Below are 26,664 nucleotides of genomic sequence, written 5' to 3'. Positions count from 1 at the left end.
GATTGTCGTATTCCATTAGCTTGTCCCGATGCCTCTCCAGTTCCTTGAGTTGTTTCTTCTTTTCACGGAGGGCTCTCTTCTCTTCCTCATTCTTTGTCACAGACTGATGTTCCAGCGCTTCCTTAAGTTCATCCACTATGTCGGAGAGCATGGCGGGAGGCAAGCACAAGGACCAACTGGGTGAATACTTTATTTATCTCCTCCTTTACACGGTTGCGAAAGCGGTTGATGGTGATGAAATCCGGACACTCGCTACCGGCAAGCCAGATATAATGAATGTCACGTAGGAGAAGCGTCTCGATTTTACGGCACGAATAGATATTGTTCATGTAGGCGTAGATAATCACCTTAAGCATCATTTTAGGATGATAGGGACAACGCCCCGTTTCCTTGTATAGCGTCTTGAAGGTATCAAGATTGAGATTATCTACAACTGTATTGACTACGCGGACAGGAGCGTTCGCCGCGATATTCTCATCAATTCTCCCGGGAAAAAGAACCGTTTGGTTGGGTATGTAAGGACGAAAATGTAACTTTGCCATAACAAAAATTCTTATGCCTAAAGATACTAAAACTTTGGGTAATAACAAAACCCGGGCCTGGGAAAGTCCGGGTTTTGTGCATAAAAAGGGGGCACGCATATATTTTAACACGACCCCTTTTTCGCAAAAAGCGCGTCCCTGTCACAGGACACGCCTTTACGCATAGTTATCGCTTTGGCCTTTATCTATTGCTTGTTATTACAATGTATAAAAAAAGCCTGGCCAACCATAGCCAAGCTAAACACGTGCATAGTCCAGGCGCCTTTGGTCGATCTGTCACTCCCTGTTTGGATTTCTCTTAAAACGAGCAACGACACAAAGGACGACTTTTATTATGGATAACGCAAGCTTTTACTGCTTTGATTTTTATGCTTCGCAACAGAAAAAGGGAATGTGCCTGTTTTGACACACACCCTTTGAATAACTATGAACATATCCCATAGGGGGGCTGAGTAGTTACGCAAAATACTCAAAAAATGAACATATTGTCACCAGCTGAAGATATGCCGGAAAGGTCCTTTGGGTTGATTTATAAAAAACAGGTTAAGAATTTCTTTTCTTTTTGAAGCTTGAAAAATTTATACAGGATATTTTTGCCATGTACCATGATTTTCACTATATTTGTCTCCATACATTTAGTTGAAGAAGGTATGGATTTCCGTCTCAAAGTATTTCATAGCGTAGCGACGAATCTTAGTTTTACGAAAGCATCCAAGGAGTTATTTATCAGCCAGCCGGCTATCAGTAAACATATTCATGAATTGGAACTGCAGTATAAAACACCGTTGTTTGACCGGAACGGCAGTAAGATTGCACTGACTCGTGCCGGTGAATTGTTGTTTTCGCATACTAATCGACTGCTGGCCGCTTACAGGCAAATGGATTTTGAAATGAATTTGCTGACGGATAATTTGTCCGGCGAATTACATTTGGGAGCTAGTACGACAATTGCCCAATATGTGCTTCCTCCTGTATTATCCACTTTTATATGCAAATTTCCTGATATTCGCGTTTCACTTCTGAATGGGAACAGTCATGATATTGAACAGGCTTTGCGTGATGGAAAAATAACATTGGGGCTTGTGGAAGGGGATGCCCGTCAGAATACACTTCACTATACTCCTTTTATGAAAGATGAGCTGGTGGTTGTCACTCATACCGGACGTGCATTTGCCCGTTATGAAGAGTTGACGTTGGACGAGCTTTGCCGTTTGCCGCTTGTACTTCGGGAGAATGGTTCCGGCACATTGGAAGTGCTGAAAAATGCGTTGGCCGGACATCAGATAAAATTGAGCCAGTTGAATATCCTGATGCAATTGGGGAGTACGGAAAGTATTAAACTTTTTCTTGAAAATACGGATGTGTTGGGCATTGTTTCCATCCGAGCCGTTACCCGAGAGCTGATGTCCGGTCAGCTGAAGGTGATAGATGTGGAAGGCTTTACCGCCGAACGGATGTTTTCTTTTGTCCGGTTACAGGGACAGAACGGCGGTCTGGAAGAGAATTTTATCCGTTATATGATGAAATAGGAGATGCTTGTTTAGTCAAAACTGTCTGATATGTGGAAATCATAACTTCCGGTTATAATCTATTCAATATTGTAATTGGTTTTATGTACATATATGTTCTACCTTTGCGGCCTGAATAAAGAAAGAATGTTAAATGTAATAAAAGTGATGTTGTGATGAAAGTAATAGAACAAGTTTTGACTAAGTATAATAAACCCGTTTTTATTTTTCTTTTCGTTCTTTGCCTGATGCCATTTATATCGCCTGCCGTAGCCTTGTTTTTAGGACTGGCTTTTGCTCTTACGGCCGGTCAACCTTTTCCGGTTTTCAGCAAGAAGACATCCAAATATTTGTTACAATTTTCTGTTGTCGGATTGGGGTTCGGTATGAACCTGCATGAATCTTTGCAAACCGGAAAGGATGGAATGGTTTTTACAATTGTATCGGTTGCTTCAGTCCTTATTTTAGGTATTTATCTGGGAAAAAGGATGATGATGGACCGGAAAACAGCTTATCTGATTTCTGCAGGAACGGCTATTTGCGGGGGAAGTGCTATTGCCGCAGTGGCTCCGGTCGTAAAAGCAAATGATAACGAAATGTCGATGGCTCTCGGCACAATCTTTCTTTTAAATGCTATTGCACTCTTTATATTTCCGCCTATCGGTCATCTATTGGGTATGACACAGGAACAGTTTGGGATGTGGGCGGCTATTGCTATTCACGATACCAGTTCGGTGGTAGGAGCCGGTGCCGCTTATGGCGAGAAAGCGCTTGAAATTGCAACAATGGTAAAATTGACCCGTGCCCTCTGGATTATACCGATAACAATTGTCACGATGTTCCTTTTCAAACAAAAAGGAGCTAAAATATCGATCCCTTGGTTTATTTTCTTCTTTATTCTGGCGATGGTTGCCAATACATTCTTGAATATTCCGGCAGTAGTGAGCAATTCGCTTGTCTGGGCGGCTAAAAAGGGACTGACCGTTACTTTGTTCCTGATTGGTAGCGGATTGTCGCGCCGCGTGATTAAGCAGGTGGGTGTACGCCCCATGGTACAAGGTGTCATTCTTTGGATATTTATCGGATTAACCAGTCTGGGCGTTATCATGCTGATTGAGAATTGAAATTGATTACAGGAAGATACTTATTGTTTCTTTAATTAGCTATCAAGGAATTTTATAAAATGAGCCTCTGTTTGTCTGCTATAAATTATTACCTTTGCATCCAAAAATAAATTGTTGATTGACAATCGGCAATTATGATGGCTTTCAAAGTCGTTTCGATAATTGTCAGTTTTCAACTTTCAGTTTCCAATTAATAGAGAATGGCTTCAAAAGTAACTAAAGGTATTATTATTTCGTTTTGGGTGTTGTTTGCAGCAGCAGTAGGAGTTATCATACTGTTATTTGCGTCAATAGCTAACGGCTCCATCGGTTATATGCCTCCGGTGGAACAACTTGAAAATCCGATTGATAAATATGCTTCCCAAGTTATTTCTTCCGACGGGGTAACTCTGGCTGCATATGCCCATAGTAAAGATAATCGCATTTATGTCACATACAAAGAACTCTCGCCGGATTTGGTTAAAGCTTTGATTGCAACTGAAGATATCCGTTTTGTCGAACATAGCGGTATTGATGCTCAAGGGCTTTTCCGTGCTATAGTTAAACGTGGTATCCTGATGCAGAAGAGTGGCGGGGGAGGAAGTACCATCACGCAGCAGTTGGCCAAACAGCTTTTTTCTCCGAACGTTGATAATTTGATGGAACGTTTGTTCCAGAAACCAATTGAATGGGTGATAGCTGTTCAGCTGGAACGTTTCTATACGAAGGAAGAAATTATCAATATGTATTTGAATAAATTTGATTTCCTTTATAACGCTGTCGGTATTCAGTCGGCAGCTCGTGTTTATTTCGGTTCTACTCCCAAAAACCTGAAGACGGAAGAGGCTGCAACACTTGTGGGGATGTGCAAAAATCCATCTTATTTTAATCCGAAACGTCATCCGGAACGAGCGAAAGGCCGGCGTAATACGGTTTTGGACCAGATGCGGAAAGCCGGCTATCTTTCACAGGCAGAATGTGATTCGTTGAAAGCATTACCGTTAACCATCCGTTTTACTCGTATGGATCATAAAGACGGACCGGCACCTTATTTCCGTGAATATCTCCGTTTAATTATGACGCGGAATAAACCGGAGTCGAAAAATTACAGAGGTTGGCAGAAACAGCAGTTTTATGAAGACTCTTTAGCTTGGGAAACGAATCCGCTGTATGGCTGGTGTAATAAGAATAAAAAGCCTGATGGCGAATACTATAATTTGTATACGGATGGGTTAAAAATATATACGACGATTGATTCGCGTATGCAAAAATATGCGGAAGAAGCTGTGCGCGAACATTTTAGTGAGAATTTGCAACCCGCTTTTACCCGTGAGAAGAAGGGACGTAGTTATGCACCGTTCTCCCGTGATTTAAGAAAAGGTGAAGTCGATACGATTCTGGTTCGTGCGATGCATCAGACCGACCGTTATCGTAGCCTGAAGCAGGAAGGAATGAAAGAGGCTGAAATACGAAAGGTTTTCAATGAACCGGTTGAAATGCGTGTGTTCAGTTGGACGGGTTCGGTCGATACGATTATGTCTCCGATGGATTCGATACGTTATCATAAGAGCTTCCTGCGTACCGGTTTTATGTCAATGGACCCGCGCAACGGACATGTAAAGGCCTACGTCGGTGGTATCGATTTCAATGATTTCCAATATGATATGGTGAATGGTGGACGTCGCCAGATTGGTTCAACGATAAAACCGTTCCTATACTCGCTAGCAATGATTGCCGGCTTTAGTCCTTGTGACGAGATGCTTCATGTACAGCAACAACTGACTGACGAGAATGGTATCCTGTGGACTCCTCGTAATGCTAATGCAAAACGTATTGGTGAAATGGTTTCTATCCAGTGGGGTTTACAGAATTCGGACAATTGGGTAACGGCTTGGTTGATGGGACAGATGTCGCCTTATACTTTTGTCCGTCTTTTACATTCGTTTGGTTTGAAAAATCAAATGGACCCGGTTATTTCTATCTGTTTGGGAACGCCGGATGTGTCGGTTAGTGAGATGGTGAGCGCTTATACTACTTTTGCTAATAAAGGTATTCGTGTTGAGCCTTTGTATGTGACTCATATAGAAAATTCTTATGGGAATACAATTGCAAACTTTAATTCGCAAGTGAGTGAAGTATTACCGGAAGATGCTTCCTATAAGATGTTGCACATGCTTCAGAATGTAATAGACGGTGGTACAGGTGCTCGTATTAGGGCTCGTTATGGTATTAAAGCTCCGATGGGAGGCAAAACAGGTACGACGCAAAACAACTCCGACGGCTGGTTTATGGCATTTACCCCCAGTCTCGTTTCCGGTTGTTGGGTAGGAGGAGAGGATCGTTCTATCCATTTCGACCGTTTAGCCGAAGGACAGGGTGCCAGTATGGCTTTGCCTATTTATGGTTTGTATATGCAGAAAGTCTATGCAGATAAAACATTAGGCTATTCGGAAGAGGAAGACTTTGATATTCCCGAACAATATGCTAATCCTTGTAAAGTTTCTTCGGAGGAAGAACGTAAGAATACCCCTACGGATGTGGGAGGTATAGATAAAATGTTTGAATAAAGACTGCCTTTTTACGTTAATTCCCTATTGGATTATATCCTTTATCACAAATAATTTGTTAGATTTGTGGATGTTAATCTTTTAATGACGCGGGATATGAAACGTGAGTCAATAATTTCTCAATTGCAAGACGAAGATAAGGTCTTCGATTTTTTAGTGATAGGCGGAGGGGCTACCGGTTTGGGTGTAGCACTCGACGCTGCTACCCGTGGATACAGTGTTGCCTTGTTTGAACGGTCGGATTTCACCAAAGGGACCTCCAGCCGGAGTACAAAGTTGGTGCATGGTGGTGTCCGTTATCTGGCACAGGGTGATGTCGGTTTGGTGCGTGAAGCGTTGCGTGAACGCGGTCTGCTTCGGCATAATGCTCCTCATCTGGTAAAAGACCAGTTATTCCTGATACCTTGTTATCGATGGTGGGAAGGACCTTTCTATACAATCGGACTTGTGTTGTACGACCTGATGGCCCGGAAATTGAGTCTGGGTCGTTCTGTTTGTATCGGACCAAAACGTGCAAGCCGTACAATTCCGACACTTCGTCGACAGGGCATGAAGGCTGGTGTATTGTATCATGATGGTCAGTTTGATGATTCCCGTTTAGCAATAAATTTGGTACATACGGCGATTGAAGCTGGAGCTTGTATTCTGAATTACATGAATGTAACAGCTTTGTTGAAAGAGGACGGATGTGTTTGTGGCGTGCAAGTACAAGATGAAGAAAATGGTCGTGAATACCGAGTTCATTCACGAGCCGTAATTAACGCGACAGGGGTGTTTGCTGACGAAATTCTGCAAATGGATAAACCAGGAAAACGTCCGGCGGTACGCCCCAGTCAAGGTGTCCATCTGGTATTGGATGCTTCTTTTCTTGAAAGTGATTGTGCTGTAATGATACCGAAAACATCCGATGGTCGTGTCCTTTTTGCTGTTCCCTGGCATAATAAAGTGGTGGTAGGTACAACCGATACTGTTATGGAGCATGCTGAAATAGAGCCAATAGCCTTGGAAAAAGAAATTCAATTTATATTGGATACCGCCGGCAATTATTTGACACGAACACCCAAACGAAGTGATGTCTTGTCTGTTTTTGCCGGACTTCGCCCGTTGGCTGCTCCCCGCAGTGAGGGGAAGAAGACAAAAGAGATTTCTCGTAGCCATAAACTATTTCGAGAAAAATCCGGTTTAATAACCATTATTGGTGGTAAATGGACCACTTATCGAAAAATGGCACAGGATACATTGGATTATGCTCTTCGTTATATACATCTGCCAACCTATGATTGTGTAACAGAAAACTATCAGATACATGGGACGCGTCCAAATCCGGATTTTTCTGATCCGTTATATGTTTATGGGACAGATGCCGATGATATCAGAGTTTTGATAAACTCTTCACCGGAAATGAAAGAGAGGCTGCATCCCGATTATGCTTATACGAAAGGAGAAGTCCTTTGGCTGATTCGTAATGAGATGCCACGTACGTTAGAAGATATATTAGCGCGTCGTTTGCGTATCCTTTTCCTGGATGCCCGTGCTGCAATGCAGGTAGCTCCGGTTGTAGTGGGTTTACTGGCCCGGGAACGGAAAAAGGATGAAAAATGGCAGGCTGCTCAATTGGAGGATTTCAACTCCGTAGCTTCCCATTATATATTGAATTGATTGTGAAAATATAAAAGATTTGACTTGTTATGAATTTTAGGAATAAATATGTGATGGCTATTGACCAGGGGACTACTTCTTCTCGTGCTATCCTTTTCAATCATCAAGGTGATATTATTACACTTGCACAGAAACCTTTTCAGCAGTATTTTCCTAAACCGGGCTGGGTAGAACATGACCCGAATGAAATTTGGTATACACAATCGTCTGCTATCAAAGAAGCAATGGCGAAGGCAGATGTGACAGATAAACATATTGCCTGTATCGGCATTGCTAATCAGCGGGAAACGACAATTGTATGGGATAGGGAAACCGGTTTTCCCGTTTATAATGCTATAGTCTGGCAAGACCGCCGTACTGCCGACTATTGTGAAGAATTGAAATCCAGGGGGTATGCTTCGATGATACAGCAGAAAACAGGTTTAGTTATAGATGCTTATTTTTCTGCGACAAAAATACGCTGGATATTGGATAATGTAAAAGGTATCCGGGAACGTGCCGAACGGGGAGAGCTTTGCTTCGGTACGGTTGATTCTTGGTTGGTGTGGAAGTTGACGAGAGGAACGGAATTTATTACGGATATTACAAATGCTTCGCGTACGATGTTGTTCAATATTCATACGCAGGAGTGGGATAGAGAGCTGCTCGAATTGTTCAATATCCCAGCTTCCATGATGCCGGAAGTAAAAAGTAGTAGTGAGGTCTATTGTGAAACGACTACCCCTATCTTTAAAACTGGTATCCCTGTTTCCGGTATTGCCGGTGACCAACAGGCGGCTCTTTTCGGTCAGCTTTGTACGGATATAGGTATGATAAAGACAACTTATGGAACCGGATGTTTTATGATATTGAATACAGGTAGTAAACCTGTTCTGTCACAAAATAATTTGCTGACTACTATTGCTTGGAAATTAGGTGATAAAGTGACATATGCACTGGAGGGAAGTGTGTTTGTCGGTGGTGCTGTCGTTCAATGGTTGCGTGATGAATTGGGGTTGATACAAAGTGCTTCTATAACCGAACAGCTGGCTAATTCTGTTCCTGATAATGGTGGTGTGTATTTTGTCCCTGCTTTGACCGGGTTAGGAGCTCCTTATTGGGACCAATATGCACGTGGTGCGATTATCGGAATTACTCGTGGAACCACTTCTGCCCATCTGACACGGGCAGCTCTTGAAGGTATTTGTTATCAGGTTTATGACGTCTTGATGGCAATGGAAAATGATATACATGCCAAACCGAAAGAAATCCGGGTGGATGGCGGCGCTATTGCCAATAATTTTCTGATGCAGTTTCAGGCGGACATCTGCCGTTGTCCTGTAGTTCGTCCTCGTGTGCTGGAAACAACGGCACTGGGTGCTGCTTATCTGGCTGGATTAGCTATCGGCTATTGGAAAGATATGGGTGAGCTTAAAGACCAATGGTCATTGGATAACATATTCAGTGCTGAGATGCATGAAGAAACAGCAGAAGCATTGTTGACCCAATGGCATAAGGCTGTAGGGCGGTCGTTAAATTGGGCTTCGGATTTATAATGGGAATATCAATTTGAATAATCACTTAAATTCATATTATTATGACTCCATTTGTGGCTGAATTATTAGGGACAATGCTTCTTATTCTGATGGGAGGCGGTGTTGTGGCTAATGTTTGTTTGAAAAAAACGAAAGGAAACGGTGCTGGTTGGATGGCTATTACGACAGCTTGGGCATTAGGTGTTTTTATTGGTGTTGTGGTTGCCGGACCTTATAGCGGTGCACATTTGAATCCTGCTGTTTCTATCGGTTTGGCTATCGGAGGAACTTTTCCTTGGTGTAAAGTGGGGATTTATATTTTGGCACAAATGTTGGGTGCTGCGTTGGGAGCACTTCTGGTCTGGCTGGTTTATAAAGACCATTTTGATGCAACGGATAGTCCGGATGATATATTAGGAGTGTTCTGTACCAGTCCTGCAATCAATCATCCTATTGTTAATTTCCTGACAGAGTTGATTGGCACATTTGCCCTGATGTTTGTTGTTTTTTATATTACAGGTGGAGAACTGGCATTGAAAGACAGTAATAGTACCTTACCTATCGGGTTGGGCTCTGTAGGGGCAATCCCGGTTGCTTTTACTGTTTGGGTAATAGGTTTGTCATTGGGTGGTCCTACTGGATATGCTATAAATCCGGCCCGTGATTTAGCACCTCGTTTTATGCATTTCCTCCTTCCAATAAAGGGAAAGGGGAGTAGCCATTGGAATTATGCTTGGATTCCTGTTTTGGGGCCAATTATCGGTGCTGCCTTGGCGGCTATGTTGTTTTATATTTTGTAGAATGTCCTCTCTTTTCTTGTGAAGTTCTGGACGAAATAAATTATTCGAAAGAATTATCTACTTTTGTAGCAAATAAAGATTGCAAAAATGAATAAGATACTGATAAAAAATGCAACTATCATCAATGAAGGTCGCACATTTGCCGGTTCGGTCTTGATAGAGAATGATAAAATAGCAGCTGTATATGAAAATGAAGTATTTGTTTCGGTTCCGGATGCAAATGTGATAGATGCTACAGGCAAATTTCTATTTCCAGGAGTTATTGACGACCAAGTACATTTTCGTGAACCGGGTCTGACACATAAAGGTGATATTGCTAGCGAAAGCCGTGCGGCCGTCGCCGGAGGAGTGACAACCTTTATGGATATGCCGAATACGAAACCACAAACAATTACTATCAATGATTTGGAGTGGAAATTGCAACGGGGAGCAGAAACATCGGTAGCTAATTATTCCTTTTTCTTTGGAGGAACCAATGATAATATAGGTGAAATCCGCAAATTGGATCGAAGTCGCGTACCGGGGCTAAAGTTATTCCTGGGTTCTTCTACCGGAAATATGCTAGTTGATAAAAGAGATAGTCTGGAACGTATTTTTGGTGAGGCCGGAATGTTGATAGCTATCCATGCAGAGAAAGAAGAAGTTATTAAACGGAATATTGCTCATTATACCGGTATGTATGGTGAAGATCTGGATATTTCTTTCCATAGTAAAATCCGGAGTGAAGAAGCTTGTTATGCTTCTTCGTCCGAAGCAGTGGAACTAGCTACCCGTTTGAATTCTCGTCTACATATTCTGCATCTTTCTACGGAGAAGGAACTTACTTTGCTAAGTAATAAATTGCCATTGAAAGAAAAGAAAATCACCGGAGAAGTTTGTGTGCATCATCTTTGGTTTCACGATGGTGATTATGGGCTATTCGGCAATCGTATAAAATGGAATCCTTCAATTAAGACACTTGCTGACCGTTCAGCTTTACGGGAAGCTGTCAATAACGATACAATTGATATTGTAGCCACAGACCATGCTCCTCATTTGTTATCTGAAAAAGAAGGGAATTGTCTGATAGCAGTTTCCGGAGGTCCGCTTGTTCAACACTCTTTGGTTGTTATGTTGGAATTGGCTATGGAAGGACGTTTCACTTACGAGAAGGTGGTAGAAAAGATGGCTCATATGCCGGCAGAGCTTTTCCACATAGAGCGTCGCGGATATATTCGTCCGGGTTATTATGCCGATTTAGTATTGGTCGACCCGAAGCAAACTTGGACGGTTGCAAAGGACAATATTCTTTATAGATGTGGTTGGTCTCCTTTCGAAGGATACACATTTCACCATGCAGTGTCCCAAACTTTTGTCAATGGACAATTGGTTTATGATAACGGTCGTATTAACGATACAGTTCGTGGAATGGAGGTGAAGTATCTAACCGAGTAATAGTTTTATTGGATATTGATTAGTTTGTGTGTCTGCAAGCTAAGATGCCATTCGGGGTGGTGAAGGATATATTCAACCACCTCTTTGGTATTTATACACGAACAAGGTTGCAGATAGTGATGTTGAGCTTTCAATTTTAAATATTTCGAAACATCTTGTCCGGTATATACAACCTTTATTTCATCCATTTGTTTTAACAGGATGGGAGCTTCTTCTTTCGGAGAACAAGTAATCCAATCGATATTGGCAGGCAGGGAATGTGTTCCATTTGTCTCTATGCATATATACATACCAGCCTGATGAAGCAAATCAATAAAAGCCTTATCTACCCAAAGCGAAGGCTCTCCTCCTGTCAGGATTACCATATTTGACGGATATGCGGAGATTGTTTCCAATATTTCATTATCGGACATGAATGTCCCACTTTCATGTTGTGTGTCACAAAAGCTGCATTTTAGATTACAACCGGAGAAACGGACGAACACAGCCGCTTTTCCTGTGTGGAAGCCTTCTCCCTGGAGGCTATAAAAAATCTCATTAATCTTTTTCATAAATAGCAGTATTACCATCAGACTCTTTTACTTCGACTTTGTAGCAGCTCGGTTGCAGTTGGTCACAAATCCATCTGGCAATATTTTCGGCTGTCGGATTAAATGGGAGTACATCGTTTAAGGTCTGATGGTCCAGTTTATCTTTCACGATTTGTTTTATATGACTGAAATCGATAACCATTCCGTCTGTATTTAATTCATTGGAACGGCAGTGAACTGTGATAATCCAATTGTGACCATGAAGATTCTCACATTTACTCGAATAAGAGAGAGACAATCGGTGAGCTGACGATATCTCTAATTGTTTGATAATGGTGTACATGAGATAAGAAATATTAAAATGTTTATGTCGATACATAATGTCACCTCTGTATCGTGGCAGCAAATTTACAGAAAAAATTTAGTACCCATCTTGTTGATTATGTATTGAAATATTAAAAATATTTTCATATCGTATGACAGTTAGAAAGCGAATCTTCTCTGCATTTTTTTATAAAATCCACCTATTTCGTTGCAAAATTAAAAATATATGCCTTAATTAGCGTCATAATCAAAGAAGTATGTGGAGTATGGCTTTTTCGTAGAACTTCCTACTAAAGAGTCGTATTGTTAAAAAATAGAAGAAGCTGCAAATAAGTTTCGATATTTTTAAAAATGTGTTTTATAATATCTTTTTTTATTTGTTCGGTAATTTAAAATACTACATCTTTGCATGCAGATAACCTAAACAATCTTTTTGCCTTAAAGACTAATACCTATTAAAACCTATAAAGAGGGCCTTTGAGAAAAGGCCCTCTTTATGATTTTATGTGGTTTAGTGTTTCAACCTTGTTTGTCATAAGCATGCTTCTTTCGTTTCACGTACATCAAACAATGAAAATACGAACTTTGAACAAAAAGGAGCAAGTAACTTTTTATGACAGCGAATAATTATAAGTCTTCTATTTCTACGGCTTCTTGTTCATCCACATGTTCTTTTTTTCTTTTATGCAGGTTTTTTAGTTCGAAAGAGAGCATGACACGGAAAATACCTATTATTAATAAGGTATAGGCAATCATGTAAACGAGCGACAAAGCTCCTAATCCCGGTTGCCAGATAATTCCTATACTACAAAGGATAGCCAAGATACCGAATGCCATATACCAGCCCCACGTATGTGTGCCGTAACGTTTTAAATCCATCGCGTAGCCTGTGGAGGCAAATCCCCTGAACATTAACCAGAAAGCAATGATAAACGGAAGAACGGCCATGCTTAAACCGATATTGGCCATTAGATAGATACCTAAGATTAGGTCTATAATACCACCAGCCAAGTACCAACCCCAGCTACTGATGTTTTTTTTATTGGTAATGGCAAACAGAATCTCCAGTGTGCCACTGACAAACATAGAGACACTGAATAAAACACTTAGAGCAATATAACTGGCCAATGGTGTAAACATCAGGCATACAGCTATCAGAATATACAATAAACCCAGTAGCAGCGAAACCCACCAATTTTTGACCCCGAAATTAATTGTGTCGATAAAAGTCTTCATAAGAATACGTTTTTTATTATTTAGAAATTTACTTTGTAACAAACCTCCAGAAAGAAATGTTTCACTACATCAGTAAAGTGGATTATTTTTAATACATTTGCCGTCTATTAAATAAAATGTGCATTATATAGTATATTGATATGAAAGGCATTGTTTTAGCTGGTGGTTCCGGTACTCGTTTATATCCTATAACAAAAGGAGTGTCGAAACAATTATTACCGATTTATGATAAACCGATGGTGTATTATCCGATTTCGGTCTTGATGCTGGCTGGTATACGAGATATCCTAATCATTTCTACTCCACAGGATTTGCCGGGTTTTAAGCGTTTGCTGGGGAATGGTTCCGATTATGGCGTGCGCTTCGAGTATGCGGAACAACCCTCTCCTGATGGACTGGCGCAGGCTTTTCTAATAGGGGAAAGTTTTATTGGGGATGATTCTGTTTGTCTTGTTTTAGGTGACAATATCTTTTATGGACAAAGCTTTACAGCAATGTTAAAGGATGCTGTTAACAATGCAGAGAACGAACAAAAAGCAACTGTGTTCGGTTACTATGTGAACGATCCGGAACGCTATGGTGTAGCCGAATTTGATAAGGCCGGCAATGTATTAAGTATAGAAGAAAAACCTTCTGTTCCTAAATCGAACTATGCAGTAGTCGGGCTTTATTTTTATCCGAATAAGGTTGTTGAAGTGGCTAAGCATATTAAGCCGTCTACTCGTGGAGAGTTGGAAATAACGACTGTAAACCAAGAGTTCCTAAATGGCGGTGATTTGAAAGTTAAGTTATTGGGACGTGGTTTTGCGTGGCTGGATACCGGAACGCATGATTCTTTGTCGGAAGCTTCCACTTTTGTTGAAGTAATAGAGAAACGGCAGGGGTTGAAAGTTGCTTGCCTTGAAGAAATCGCTTTTCGTAATGGCTGGATAAATGTAGAACACTTGAAGCAGATTGCAGCTCCGATGATTAAAAATCAATATGGGCAGTATTTGTTGAATTTGCTAAAATAAATATTATTTTGGCTGATAATATCAATGTAATGTTTCGAAAGCGAAATGAATAAAGATAGTAAAATATTTGTGGCCGGTCATCGGGGACTGGTGGGATCTGCTATTCTTAAAAACTTAAAAGAGAAGGGGTACTCAAATTTTGTGCTTCGAACCCATGCAGAACTGGATTTAACGGACCAACAGGCGGTTGACAATTTCTTTTCGCAAGAAAAGCCTGAATATGTATTTCTTTCAGCTGCCCATGTCGGTGGAATTATGGCAAACAGTTTATACCGGGCTGATTTCATCTACATAAACCTGATGATACAGAACAATGTGATTCATGCTTCCTATATTAATAAGGTGAAAAAGTTACTATTCTTGGGCAGCACATGTATTTATCCCGGTAATGCGCCACAACCGATGTCCGAAAGCTGTTTACTGACTTCCCCTCTTGAATATACCAACGAACCGTATGCGATAGCAAAAATTGCAGGTATCAAGATGTGTGAAAGTTATAATTTGCAGTATGGAACCAATTATATAGCTGTCATGCCGACTAATTTGTACGGCCCGAATGATAACTTTAATCTTGAAACTTCCCATGTGCTTCCGGCAATGATTCGGAAAATTCATTTATCCAAATGTTTGTATGAAGATAATTGGGAACTTTTGCGAAAAGATTTGGACAAACGTCCGATAGAAGGTGTAACGGGAGGAGCTACGAAAGAAGGAATACTGGAGATTCTTGCCAAATATGATATTTATCCCGGAAAGGTAGAGTTATGGGGCACCGGAAAGCCACTTCGCGAATTCTTGTGGAGTGAAGAGATGGCTGATGCTTCCGTCTATATAATGGAACAGGTTGATTTTGTCGATGTATGTCCTAAAGAAGGGGAAGTGCGTAATACGCATATAAATATAGGAACAGGAAAAGAGCTTTCCATAAGAGATGTAGCTATGTTGATACGGGAAAAAACAGGTTTTGCAGGTGATGTCTTGTTTAATTCTTCCAAACCGGATGGAACATATCGTAAGTTGACGGATGTTTCCAAGTTACATACATTGGGTTGGCATCATTCAATAGAAATAGAGGATGGTGTAGAAAGGCTGTATAAGTGGTATTTGGGAAATTTATAAATTAAAATTGAACATTCATAATAGAACGATAAATGGGGAAAGTAGCTTTAATTACTGGAATAACGGGACAGGATGGTGCTTATCTGGCCGAATATCTGATAAAAAAAGGATATACGGTACATGGTATTAAACGTCGTTCGTCTATGTTTAATACAGATCGTATAGATCATTTGTATCAAGACCCACATGTTGAAAATCGTAATCTTATTTTACATTATGGTGATTTGACAGATAGTTTGAATCTTACCCGCATTATTGGTGAGACACAACCGGATGAGATTTATAATTTGGCTGCGATGAGTCATGTGAAAGTAAGTTTTGATACTCCGGAATATACTGCAAATGCTGATGGTTTGGGGGTATTGCGTATTTTGGAAGCTGTTCGTTTGTTGAATTTGATTCCCAAAACACGTATATATCAGGCTTCGACTTCCGAATTGTATGGATTGGTACAGGAAGTTCCTCAAAAGGAGTCAACTCCTTTTTATCCAAGAAGCCCTTATGCGGTGGCAAAATTGTATGGTTATTGGATAACGGTAAATTATAGAGAAGCTTATAAGATGCACGCATCGAATGGTATATTGTTTAATCATGAGTCACCGCTTAGAGGAGAAACATTCGTTACTCGTAAAGTGACCCGTGCCGTTTCTCGTATAGCATTGGGTATGCAACAGAAAACCTTCATGGGAAATCTGTCATCCAAACGTGATTGGGGACATGCCAAAGATTATGTCCGTGCCATGTATGCTATCTTGCAACAGGATGAACCTTCCGATTATGTAATTGCTACCGGAATTACGACAACTATACGTGATTTTATCCGTATGGCTTTTGAAAAAATAGGGATAGAGGTGATTTTTAAGGGAGAAAATGTTAATGAGGTGGCTGTATTAAACTATATTGACGAAAAAGTGTTTATAGAAAAAGTAGGTGAGGTTTATCTTGATAATTTAAAGAAGCGGATAGGCGAAGAAGTGGTTGGTGTTGACCCTCAGTATTTTCGTCCTACTGAAGTGGATTTACTTATTGGAGATGCAACAAAGGCCCGTACCCGTTTGGGGTGGGAACCGAGTTATGATTTGTCTGCTTTGGTACAGGATATGATACAAAGTGATATTAAGCTGATGAAAAAAGAATCGTATTTGAAAGAAGCAGGATATAAAATCCTGAATTATTTCGAATAAATATAGAACTATTAGGGTTTTTATTTGTTATATTAAGAAAAAGAGTTAATTTTGCACTAAATTGAGCGGAATTTAAGGTAATTGATTGTTTAATTAAAAAATGTTGATGAATATGAAGACTAAAGTATTACTTTTAGCTTTGTTGTCCGGTTTTGTTTTTTCTGTGGCTGCACAGGAATTTCAACCTCAGGTTGGTTTCAGCACAGAAAAAGGGTATAAGACAAACTTTAAAAAGAATAAAGCCCGTGACAACTGGTTTATTTCTATTGCAGGTGGTGGAAGTATTTTATTGGGGGACCAAAATAGCAAAGCTAGTTTAGGTGACCGCATTAATTTTGCTCCTCAATTCTCTTTCGGTAAGTGGTTTAACCCGTATTTGGCATTTCGTATGCAGCTGAACGGTGGTGTATTGCATGGTTTTGAAGGTGAAAACGCAGAATTTATGCAACATAATAAGTATGCAGCAGCTCATGTTGATTTGTTATGGGATGTTACAAATTTCTGGGCGCCATATAACGAAAAGAAAGTATTCCGTCTGATTCCTTGGGTTGGTTTTGGTTATGCACAGCGTTTTAAAACTTCTGATGATAACAGAGCTATTCCAAGAACAGAATCTCCAACGTTGAATGCTGGTCTTTTGATGGCTTTCCGTGTTAGCAAACGTGTTGATATCAATGTTGAAGCTCAGGGTTCTCTGTTGAATGAACAATTTAACCGTGTTGAAATGAACCACTTGACAGATGGTATTGCACAGTTGAGTGCCGGTTTGACATTTAAACTGGGTAAAACTGATTTTGAAGTTCTTCAGCCGATGGATTATGATTTGCTGAATGACCTGAATAATCAGATTAACTCCTTGCGTGCTGCAAACGATGAGTTGAGCAAACGTCCGGAATCTTGTCCTGAATGCGAAGAAGTTGTAACGAATGTTGTAAACAACTATGTAGACAATGTGGTTTACTTCCGTTTGAATAGCGCTAAGATTGACAAAAATCAGCAAATTAGCATTTACAACACAGCTCAGTTCATAAAAGATAACGGTACTCCTATCAAAGTTGTAGGTTATGCAGATAAGAAAACTGGTACAAGTACTTATAACATGGGTCTTTCTGAAAAACGTGCAAGAGCCGTTGCTAAAGAATTGATTGAAAAATATGGTATTTCTTCCAGTCAGATCACAATTGAATGGAGAGGTTCGGATGTACAGCCTTATAGCGAAAACAACTGGAACCGTGTTGTTATCATGACAGCAAATGATTAATTAATTTTTGAATATATCCGAAAGGGCGGTACATTATAGGTGCCGCCCTTTTTTTGCTCGGAAATAATGTTTATTTTTGCATGATTTTAGAGCATTGTTATGGAGTTAAATAAAAAACATGGTTATCTTATTCAATGGCTGATAGGGGTTGGTGATTTGGTTGTTCTGAATCTTCTTTTCTTTATTGTCTATTACGGATTGGGTCCACGCTATACATCAGCAATATCTCATAGCTTGCGGGAAGTGGTGTTGTTGCTGAATTTTTGTTATTTCTTTTCATTATATTTTGTACCGTTACAATTGCATCTGGCAATCGTTTTTATTGATAAGATTGTGCAGCGGGCGGTTGTGTTGGTTACGACTCTGATGTTTCTTTTCGCTACCTGTCTAATATTTTTGAATATTGGAGATGTGCTGGCTACTTTCTTGTTGGTTTATTATTTAGTGACGGTAGTTGTGTTCTCTCTTTGGCGGGTGTTTGTCCGTTTGACTTTAAAAATGTATCGTCGGAAAGGATATAATTTCAAGCGGATTATAATAGTAGGAGCTGGTAAGAATGGAATGGAACTGTACAAGTTGATGAAAGATGACTTATCCTATGGTTTTAATATCATGGGCTTTTTCGATGACAATCTAGCTCTGAAAACGGTTTTGCCTAATTATCTGGGTATGACACATGAGGTCGAAGATTTTGTCTTGGCTAATGATGTGGACGAAATTTATTGTACATTGCCCGGAACAAATGACGAAAAGATATTAAGAATGCTGAATTTTGCAGAAAAGCATATGATTCGCTTCTATATCGTTCCTGAATTTTATCGAAATATCAAGAAGAGCCTGGTTATGGAAATGATAGAATCCATACCTTTGCTGACAATTCGTCGCGAACCTTTACAGGCTGCTTATAACCGGGCTTTGAAACGAGCTTTTGATATTGTTTTCTCACTTGCTATTTTGTTTACAATTTATCCCATATTATATGCAATTGTCGGTATTCTGATTAAAATGAGTTCTCCCGGTCCCGTCTTATTCAAACAAAAAAGAACAGGACTTTATGGACAAAACTTTAATTGTTATAAATTCAGGACAATGCGGGTGAATCCGCAAGCCGATTCTATGCAAGCCGTAAAAAATGATCCGCGTAAAACACGTATCGGTGATTTTCTGCGGAGAACAAATCTTGATGAATTTCCCCAATTTATCAATGTGTTACATGGGGAAATGTCGGTTGTTGGACCTCGTCCGCACATGCTAAAACATACGGAGCAATATTCTGCACTTATTGATAAATATATGGTTCGCCATCTTGTAAAACCAGGGGTGACCGGATGGGCTCAGGTAACTGGATACCGGGGAGAAACGAGGACTCTGGAACAGATGGAAGGACGTGTAAAACGGGATGTATGGTATATAGAAAACTGGTCTTTTTTTCTTGATTTGAAGATTATAGTTGTTACCGTTTTTAATATGTTTAAAGGAGAAAAAAATGCCTATTGATAATAAATTGCACACTTTTTATGTATTTGTGTAATTAGAAAATGAATTTGTGTTATCTTTGTGCCCGATGGGAAGGATTGTTGCAATAGATTATGGTCGTAAACGGACAGGTTTGGCCGTTACGGATACTTTGCAGATGATTGCAAATGGATTGACGACGATTCCGAGTGGGGAACTAGTGAAGTTCCTTTCGGAATATATATCCCGCGAACCGGTAGAGCGGTTTATTGTAGGACTTCCTAAACAAATGAACAACGAACCTTCCGAAAACATGAAATATGTTGAAGCGTTTGTCACCCATTTGAGACGTACGCTCCCCGATATACCGGTGGAATATTATGATGAACGTTTTACTTCTGTGTTAGCACATAAAGCAATGCTGGATGGTGGTTTAAGGAAAAAGAAAAGACAGGATAAAGGGCTGGTGGATGAAATCAGTGCTGTTATTATTCTGCAATCGTATTTGGAAAATAAAAAATATCAGTTATAAGAGTTATGATTTTACCCGTATATTTATATGGCCAACCAGTCTTGAGAAAAGAGGCTGAAGATGTTCCGAAGGATTATCCTGAATTAAAGCAACTGGTTGCCAATATGTTTGAAACGATGTATAACGCAGATGGTGTAGGACTGGCTGCTCCGCAGGTTGGTTTATCTTTGCGTATGTTAGTGATTGATGCCGATGTGATGGGAGATGATTTTCCTGAATGTAAGGGTTTTAAACGTGCAATGATCAATCCTGATATTCTGGAAAGCAGTGAAGAAGAAATTCTATTGGAAGAAGGTTGCTTGAGTTTACCCGGTATACATGAAAAAGTATCCCGTGCCAAACGTATCCGTGTACAATATTTGGATGAAAATTTTGAGGAACATGACGAAGTAGTGGAAGGATTCGCAGCCCGTGTAGTTCAGCATGAATGTGAACATTTGGAGGGACATGTCTTCATTGATAACATTTCGGCTATCCGTCGTCAGTTAAATAAAGGGAAATTGAATAGTATTATTAAAGGTACGGCCCGTTGTTCATACAGGGCTAAGGCGGTAAGTAAATAGTTGAGACTTAGAGTCGGTGACATGTAACTATCAACTATTCATTACCAACTACTAACTATATAATAAAATAAATATGACAGATTTAAGTAAAAACATTCAGACCCTCAGGGAGAAGAAGGCCGTTGTAGAGATGGGAGGAGGCGAGGCTGCTATCGAGAAGCAGATTGCTATGGGTAAATTAACTGCCCGTGATCGTATTCTATCCTTGTTGGACAAGAATTCTTTCCACGAATACGACTTGTTTGTGAAACACGACGGTCGTGATTTCGGTATGGAAAAGAAAGAGTTACCGGGTGATGGTGTTGTGACAGGTACAGGTACTATTTTTGGTGCTCCTGTTTGTATCTATGCACAGGACTTTACAGTTGCCGGTGGCTCTTTGGGTTTACAACATGCACGTAAGATTACGAAAATTATGGATCATGCACTGAAAATGAAATGTCCGATTATCGGTATTAACGATTCGGGCGGTGCACGTATTCAGGAAGGTGTCGGTGCATTGGCCGGTTATGGCGAAATTTTCTATCGTAATACAATTGCTTCCGGTGTTATTCCGCAGCTTTCTCTGATTTTAGGTCCGTGCGCAGGTGGGGCTGTTTATTCTCCAGCGTTGACAGACTTTGTATTTGTAGTTGAAAATATCTCAAAGATGTTCATTACTGGTCCGAATGTAATCAAGACTGTATTGGGTGAAGATATTTCGATGGAAGATTTAGGAGGAGCCCGTGTACATGCTGAGACAACAGGTAATGCTCATTTCTATGCATTGAGCGAACAAGAATGTTTTGAGCAGGTAAAACGTTTGGTAAGTTTTATTCCTTGGAATAATCAGGAACATGCTAAGGTCGTAGAACCCAAAGAACCGTCTGCCATGTTGAATATCGAACAGGTGGTACCTTCGGACCCGAAACAACCGTACGATGTACGTGATGTTATTAAATGTATTGTTGATGACTCTGATTTTCTGGAAATACAGGAACTTTGGGCTGCTAATATTGTAATTGGTTTTGGTCGTATGGGGGGTGAAACCGTAGGTTTTGTAGCTAATCAGCCGATGGTTTTGGCTGGCGTATTGGACTGCGACAGTGCTGATAAAGCTGCTCGTTTTATCCGTTTTTGCGATTCTTTCAATATACCGATTATTACATTGGAAGATATGCCGGGTTATTTGCCGGGTGTAGACCAGGAACATGCCGGCGTAATCCGTCATGGTGCAAAAGTGTTATATGCATACTCCGAAGCAACTGTCCCCAAAATTACCGTTATTCTGCGTAAAGCTTATGGTGGAGGTTATATTGCAATGAACTCCCGTCATTTGGGTGCGGACTTTATGTTTGCTTGGCCAAGTGCAGAAATTGCAGTAATGGGACCGGAAGGGGCAGCCAATATTATTTTCCGTAAGGAAATTATGGAAGCCGAAGACCAGAATGCAATGCGTCAGGAAAAAGTAAAAGAATATATTGAAAAGTTTGCCAACCCGTTCGTGGCTGCCTCTAAAGGGTTTATCGATTCTGTAATTGAACCGAAAGAGACCCGTTCGCTGTTGCTACATGCATTGAAGCTCTCCGTATTGAAAGAAGAATGCAGACCGGCTAAGAAGCACGGATTGCCTCCGTTCTAATTAACCAGTAAATATACTTTTGATATATGGAAAAGAAAGAAAAAGATAACGAATACGTAGATTTTGTAGTTACTGCACGTAAGTACAAAACATTGCTCACCGAGAAATACAAAAACCGTAAAATGTGGCATAAGCCATTTGTCGGAGATGTTATTGCTCATTTGCCTGGTACTATCGTTAAGCTGGAAGTGAGGGAAGGAGATGAGGTTGAAGCCGGCCAGTTGCTCCTGATTCATCAGGCCATGAAGATGTACAATCGTGTAGTAGCTCCTGTTTCAGGTTTTATTACAAAATTGGGGGTAAAAGAGGGTGATAAGATCGCTAAAGATCATTTGATGGTAAAAATAGAGCCTAAGTAAGATAATTTACTTATTTTTGCCCTTCGATCAATGTTGAATATTTAGAAGGATGAAGAAGGCAATACTCTTTTTTATATTACATATATGTTCATTTTCGCTGTTTGCACAGATAAATACAGATCGTGTACTGGCTATTGGACGGAATGCTCTGTATTTTGAGGATTATGTCCTTTCAATACAGTACTTTAATCAGGTAATCAAATCGAAGCCCTGGTTAGCAGAACCTTATTTTTACCGCGCAGTAGCGAAAATAAACTTAGACGACTACAAGGGGGCCGAAGAAGACTGTTCATTATGTCTTCAGCGGAACCCTTTTTTAGTTCAGGCTTATTATGCCCGTGGTATTGCTCGTCAAAGCCAGGAAAAATATGATGAAGCAATAGCCGACTATGATAAAGGGCTTGAGTTTAAGCCGGAAGACCGGCAAATGTTGGTGAATAAAGCTGTTGCTAATATTCAGAAAAAAGATTATAAGGCAGCCGAAAAGGTATTTGACGTACTGATAGCAGCTCATCCGAAATATTCGATAAATTATCTGACACGTGGGGCTATGTACACGGAAGAGGGAGACACGGTAAAAGCATTAGCCGATTATGATAAAGCGATAAGCATAGACCCTTATTATGCACCGGCTTATGGTAACCGGGCTATTTTACTTTACCAGACAAATAATTTGGAGGGGGCATTGGCGGATTTGAATGAAGCTATTCGTCTGAATACACGCGAAAGTGGATATTACATTAATCGGGGACTGGTGCGTTATCAGATGAATGATTATCGTGGAGCTATGGCTGATTATGACCAGGTGGTGAGTATGGATAGCCAGAACCTGATTGCCCGTTTTAACCGTGGTTTGCTTCGTGCCCAAGTGGGAGATAGCAATCGGGCCATTGAAGATTTTGATGTTGTTATAGAGCAGGAGCCTGACAACTATATGGCTTATTATAACCGGGCATTACTTCGTTTTGAAACAGGAGATAATCGGGGTGCTATTAGTGATTTTGATGTGGTGTTAAGTGAATACCCGAATTTTATCCCCGGTTACTACAGCCGTTCCGAAGCTAAACGAAAAATGCGGGATAATGTGGGTGCCGACCGTGACTATTGGGCTGCTATCGAAATGGAGCAGCAATTGAAGAAAGATCGTCAATATCGCAATACGAATGCCAGTAATGCTATCGCTTCTGCGGATACGACGAAAGTAACAAATGTACAATCTTCTACAACCATTGCTACATCCAAAGAGGAAAATACGCGTGAGAAGTCTGATAAGAATATTAATAAGTTCAATCGTTTGGTCGTATATGATAAAGAAGATGAACGTAAAAGTAAATATCAGAATGAATTCCGGGGACGTGTACAGGATAAGAATGTTCGTGTGGACCTTGAACCCCAATTTATCCTGACCTATTATGAAAAGGTTGATCCGATAAAGAAACTGGTTTATTATGATAAGACTGTAGAAGAATATAATGCTCGTATGTTACTATCCCGTAAATTGCGTATCACGAATGAGGAAGCTGCACTTACCGAGGATCAAGTGGCTGTACATTTTGCTTCTATAGACGAGCTTTCGGCAAAGATAGCTTCTCAGCCAAACAATGCGGATTTATATTTTGGACGTGCTCTTGATTTCATGTTGGTACAAGACTTTAGCGAGGCTATTAAGGATTATACAAAGGCAATCGAGTTGAATCCTGATTTTGCTCTTGCCTATTTCAATCGGGCTGTTGTCCGCTATAAGCAACTGGATTATAATATGTCGCAAATAGTGGATGCGGACGATAATTTGTCCGCGATGAGTATGGACTTGAAAATAGGGAAGAACTCTTCGATTTCCAATAATATAAAGAAACCTTCGGATTCGGCATCGGCCCGATTGAAAGATAATAAGCGTGCATACGAGCATGAGATGATTACCCGTGATTACGATATGGCGATTAAATTGAATCCTGGTTTTGTCTATGCTTATTTTAATCGGGGAAACCTACGTTGTGCACTTCGGGATTTCCGTGCTGCTATCTTGGATTATAATGAAGCGATTCGACGTGACCCTGAATTTGCTGAGGCTTATTTTAATCGGGGACTTGCTCGTTTGTCGTTAGGGGATATTAATCAAGGAATTGCGGACTTGAGCAAAGCCGGTGAATTAGGTATTATAAATGCTTATAGCATTATCAAGCGTATGACCAGTAATTAAAAATAAAGAACATTTAAGAACAAAATAGCTCTCTTTGGGTTTTAAGTGAAGGACTTTTGGACTCAAAGGTTATATCTTTTTTGAAGATATTCATTTGTTTATAAAAAAGAATGCTAAATTTGCATCCTAATATTTTAGATTTATAGTGAACAGATTATGATAAAGATTACATTTCCGGATAATTCCGTAAAAGAATATGCTGAAGGAACGACTGCGATGCAGATTGCGGAAAGTATTAGTCCCCGTTTGGCACAGGATGTTTTGGCTGCAAGTGTAAATGGTGAGATATGGGACCTGACACGTCCTATCAATCAGGATGCCGCCATCAAACTTTTCAAGTGGGATGACGAAGAAGGTAAGTATGCATTCTGGCATTCAAGTGCTCACTTGATGGCTGAAGCTTTGCAGGAACTTTATCCCGGCATTAAGTTCGGTATCGGACCGGCTATAGAAAATGGATTCTACTATGATGTAGATCCGGGTGAAGCTGTGATTAAAGAAGGTGATTTCCCAGCTATTGAAGCTAAAATGCTTGAGTTAGTAGCTAAAAAAGAGGAAATCAAACGTCAGGATATTTCGAAGGAAGACGCTTTGAAAATGTTCAACGACAGAGGGGAAGTCTACAAAACAGAACTTATCAGTGAGTTGGAAGACGGCAAGATTACGACCTATACACAAGGAGCTTTTACCGACTTGTGTCGTGGTCCGCACTTGCCTAATACATCTTATCTGAAGGCTGTTAAAATATTAAGTGTGGCTGGTGCTTACTGGCGTGGTGATGAAAAGCGTAAACAGTTGGTTCGGTTGTATGGCATTACTTTCCCGAAGAAAAAAATGCTGGATGAGTATCTGGTGTTGATGGAAGAAGCCAAGAAACGTGACCACCGTAAGATTGGTAAGGAATTGGAGTTGTTTACTTTTTCTACTGCAGTGGGAGCTGGACTTCCGTTATGGTTGCCGAGAGGTACACAATTGCGTCTGAAATTGGAAGACTTTCTGAAACGTATCCAGAAGAAGTACGGCTACCAGCAGGTCATGACTCCGCATATCGGTGGAAAACAATTATATGTGACTTCTGGTCACTATGCAAAATATGGAAAGGATTCATTCCAGCCCATTCATACTCCGCAAGAAGGTGAGGAGTTTCTGTTGAAACCGATGAACTGTCCTCATCACTGTGAGATTTATAAGGCATTTCCGCGTTCATATAAAGATTTGCCTTTGCGTTTTGCTGAATTTGGTACAGTGTATCGTTATGAACAAAGCGGTGAGCTGCATGGTTTAACGAGAGTACGCGGTTTTACGCAAGATGATGCCCATCTGTTCTGTCGCCCGGATCAGCTGAAGGATGAATTCCTGAAGGTTATGGATATCATCTTTATTATCTTTAAAGCACTCGATTTTGAAAATTTTGAAGCACAAATATCTTTGCGTGATAAAGTAAACCGTGATAAATATATCGGTTCGGAAGAAAACTGGGAAAAAGCGGAAACAGCTATTATCGAAGCTTGCCAGGAGAAGGGCTTGAAGGCTAAGATTGAATATGGCGAAGCTGCTTTTTATGGTCCGAAGCTTGACTTTATGGTAAAAGATGCTATCGGTCGTCGCTGGCAGTTGGGAACTATCCAGGTCGATTATAATCTGCCGGAACGTTTTGAACTGGAATATACCGGTGAAGACAATAAAAAACACCGTCCAGTCATGATTCACCGTGCGCCATTTGGTTCCATGGAACGTTTTGTGGCTGTGCTGATTGAGCATACAGGAGGTAAATTCCCATTGTGGTTGACTCCGGATCAGGTATCTGTTTTGCCGATTAGCGAGAAATTTAACGACTATGCATATGAAGTAGCCCGTCAACTTGAAGCCTCGGATTTGAGTGTCCGTGTAGACGACCGTAATGAGAAAATCGGACGTAAAATACGTGATACCGAATTGAAACGTATCCCTTATATGCTTATTGTCGGAGAGAAAGAAGCAGAAAATAATGAAGTTTCTGTAAGAAAACAGGGCGAAGGTGATAAAGGTTCGATGAAAATTACTACCTTTGCAGCGCTTTTAAAAGGCGAAATAGAGGAACAGCTGAATAGCTGGCAGAAAGATAACGATTAAAATAACTAAATAACGAGGAGAATAAATC

The 26,664-nt window shown here is 40.4% G+C and carries 21 protein-coding genes and 1 pseudogene; 18 read left to right on the top strand and 4 right to left on the bottom strand.

Annotated features, from left to right (window positions below; translation table 11 throughout):
* A pseudogene (locus tag DW103_RS10730) lies at positions 1 to 542 on the bottom strand (transposase); the annotation flags it as partial.
* A 650-nt stretch (positions 543 to 1,192) separates the two neighbouring features.
* On the opposite strand from DW103_RS10730, the gene DW103_RS10725 reads away from it, so the two are divergent.
* From DW103_RS10725 to DW103_RS10695, 7 genes are all read left to right on the top strand, one after another.
* On the top strand, positions 1,193 to 2,071 hold the full coding sequence (locus DW103_RS10725; protein WP_122275958.1) for a LysR family transcriptional regulator: 879 nt from the start codon (positions 1,193 to 1,195) through the stop codon (positions 2,069 to 2,071).
* Positions 2,072 to 2,226: 155 nt separating this feature from the next.
* Positions 2,227 to 3,174 (top strand): YeiH family protein, encoded by a 948-nt coding sequence (locus DW103_RS10720; protein WP_122275940.1) that lies wholly within the window; start codon positions 2,227 to 2,229, stop codon positions 3,172 to 3,174.
* 200 nt (positions 3,175 to 3,374) lie between these two features.
* Positions 3,375 to 5,720, top strand: coding sequence for a transglycosylase domain-containing protein (locus DW103_RS10715; protein ID WP_122275938.1), 2,346 nt, complete (start codon positions 3,375 to 3,377; stop codon positions 5,718 to 5,720).
* A 96-nt stretch (positions 5,721 to 5,816) separates the two neighbouring features.
* Positions 5,817 to 7,379, top strand: a complete 1,563-nt coding sequence (locus DW103_RS10710) for a glycerol-3-phosphate dehydrogenase/oxidase (RefSeq protein ID WP_122275956.1) — start codon at positions 5,817 to 5,819, stop codon at positions 7,377 to 7,379.
* A gap of 29 nt (positions 7,380 to 7,408) precedes the next feature.
* Positions 7,409 to 8,914 (top strand): glycerol kinase GlpK, encoded by a 1,506-nt coding sequence (glpK, locus tag DW103_RS10705; RefSeq protein ID WP_122275936.1) that lies wholly within the window; start codon positions 7,409 to 7,411, stop codon positions 8,912 to 8,914.
* A gap of 41 nt (positions 8,915 to 8,955) precedes the next feature.
* Positions 8,956 to 9,693 (top strand): MIP/aquaporin family protein, encoded by a 738-nt coding sequence (locus DW103_RS10700; protein WP_122275934.1) that lies wholly within the window; start codon positions 8,956 to 8,958, stop codon positions 9,691 to 9,693.
* Positions 9,694 to 9,780: 87 nt separating this feature from the next.
* A complete protein-coding gene (locus tag DW103_RS10695; RefSeq protein WP_122275932.1) occupies positions 9,781 to 11,127 on the top strand; it encodes a dihydroorotase in 1,347 nt (448 codons plus the stop codon).
* Between the two features lie 5 nt (positions 11,128 to 11,132).
* Here the strand turns inward: DW103_RS10695 and DW103_RS10690 are convergent, their stop codons facing one another.
* The 3 genes from DW103_RS10690 to DW103_RS10680 form a co-directional block, all read right to left on the bottom strand.
* Positions 11,133 to 11,678, bottom strand: a complete 546-nt coding sequence (locus tag DW103_RS10690; RefSeq protein WP_122275930.1) for a 7-carboxy-7-deazaguanine synthase QueE — start codon at positions 11,676 to 11,678, stop codon at positions 11,133 to 11,135.
* Positions 11,665 to 12,000 carry a 6-carboxytetrahydropterin synthase QueD gene (gene queD / locus DW103_RS10685; protein ID WP_122275954.1) on the bottom strand — a complete coding sequence of 112 codons (336 nt, stop codon included), beginning with the start codon at positions 11,998 to 12,000 and terminating at the stop codon, positions 11,665 to 11,667. Before queD ends, DW103_RS10690 begins: the two co-directional genes overlap by 14 nt.
* 608 nt (positions 12,001 to 12,608) lie before the next feature.
* Positions 12,609 to 13,217 carry an HdeD family acid-resistance protein gene (locus DW103_RS10680; protein ID WP_122275928.1) on the bottom strand — a complete coding sequence of 203 codons (609 nt, stop codon included), beginning with the start codon at positions 13,215 to 13,217 and terminating at the stop codon, positions 12,609 to 12,611.
* 140 nt (positions 13,218 to 13,357) lie between these two features.
* Between DW103_RS10680 and rfbA the strand changes: the two genes are divergently transcribed.
* The 11 genes from rfbA to thrS all read left to right on the top strand — a co-directional run bounded on the left by rfbA (position 13,358) and on the right by thrS (position 26,636).
* Complete coding sequence (rfbA, locus tag DW103_RS10675) at positions 13,358 to 14,230, top strand: glucose-1-phosphate thymidylyltransferase RfbA (RefSeq protein WP_122275926.1); 873 nt, start codon at positions 13,358 to 13,360, stop codon at positions 14,228 to 14,230.
* A gap of 45 nt (positions 14,231 to 14,275) precedes the next feature.
* Positions 14,276 to 15,349 (top strand): GDP-L-fucose synthase, encoded by a 1,074-nt coding sequence (locus DW103_RS10670; protein WP_122275924.1) that lies wholly within the window; start codon positions 14,276 to 14,278, stop codon positions 15,347 to 15,349.
* A 32-nt stretch (positions 15,350 to 15,381) separates the two neighbouring features.
* Positions 15,382 to 16,533 (top strand): GDP-mannose 4,6-dehydratase, encoded by a 1,152-nt coding sequence (gene gmd / locus DW103_RS10665; RefSeq protein WP_122275922.1) that lies wholly within the window; start codon positions 15,382 to 15,384, stop codon positions 16,531 to 16,533.
* Positions 16,534 to 16,645: 112 nt separating this feature from the next.
* The gene (locus tag DW103_RS10660; protein ID WP_122275952.1) at positions 16,646 to 17,794 is read left to right on the top strand and encodes an OmpA family protein; all 1,149 of its coding nucleotides are present in this window, start codon (positions 16,646 to 16,648) and stop codon (positions 17,792 to 17,794) included.
* Between the two features lie 99 nt (positions 17,795 to 17,893).
* Complete coding sequence (locus DW103_RS10655) at positions 17,894 to 19,291, top strand: undecaprenyl-phosphate glucose phosphotransferase (RefSeq protein ID WP_122275920.1); 1,398 nt, start codon at positions 17,894 to 17,896, stop codon at positions 19,289 to 19,291.
* Positions 19,292 to 19,358: 67 nt separating this feature from the next.
* Positions 19,359 to 19,781, top strand: a complete 423-nt coding sequence (gene ruvX, locus DW103_RS10650) for a Holliday junction resolvase RuvX (protein ID WP_122275918.1) — start codon at positions 19,359 to 19,361, stop codon at positions 19,779 to 19,781.
* 5 nt (positions 19,782 to 19,786) lie between these two features.
* Positions 19,787 to 20,344 carry a peptide deformylase gene (gene def / locus DW103_RS10645; protein WP_122275916.1) on the top strand — a complete coding sequence of 186 codons (558 nt, stop codon included), beginning with the start codon at positions 19,787 to 19,789 and terminating at the stop codon, positions 20,342 to 20,344.
* A 73-nt stretch (positions 20,345 to 20,417) separates the two neighbouring features.
* The gene (locus tag DW103_RS10640) at positions 20,418 to 21,965 is read left to right on the top strand and encodes an acyl-CoA carboxylase subunit beta (protein WP_122275914.1); all 1,548 of its coding nucleotides are present in this window, start codon (positions 20,418 to 20,420) and stop codon (positions 21,963 to 21,965) included.
* 26 nt (positions 21,966 to 21,991) lie between these two features.
* Positions 21,992 to 22,324 carry an acetyl-CoA carboxylase biotin carboxyl carrier protein subunit gene (locus DW103_RS10635; RefSeq protein WP_122275912.1) on the top strand — a complete coding sequence of 111 codons (333 nt, stop codon included), beginning with the start codon at positions 21,992 to 21,994 and terminating at the stop codon, positions 22,322 to 22,324.
* A 49-nt stretch (positions 22,325 to 22,373) separates the two neighbouring features.
* Complete coding sequence (locus DW103_RS10630) at positions 22,374 to 24,524, top strand: tetratricopeptide repeat protein (RefSeq protein ID WP_122275910.1); 2,151 nt, start codon at positions 22,374 to 22,376, stop codon at positions 24,522 to 24,524.
* Between the two features lie 156 nt (positions 24,525 to 24,680).
* Positions 24,681 to 26,636, top strand: a complete 1,956-nt coding sequence (gene thrS / locus DW103_RS10625) for a threonine--tRNA ligase (protein ID WP_122275908.1) — start codon at positions 24,681 to 24,683, stop codon at positions 26,634 to 26,636.
* Positions 26,637 to 26,664 lie beyond the last annotated feature (28 nt).

The organism is Parabacteroides sp. AM08-6 (assembly GCF_003473295.1).
GTDB lineage: Bacteria > Bacteroidota > Bacteroidia > Bacteroidales > Tannerellaceae > Parabacteroides.
This window is presented reverse-complemented; position numbering and strand designations above follow the sequence as displayed.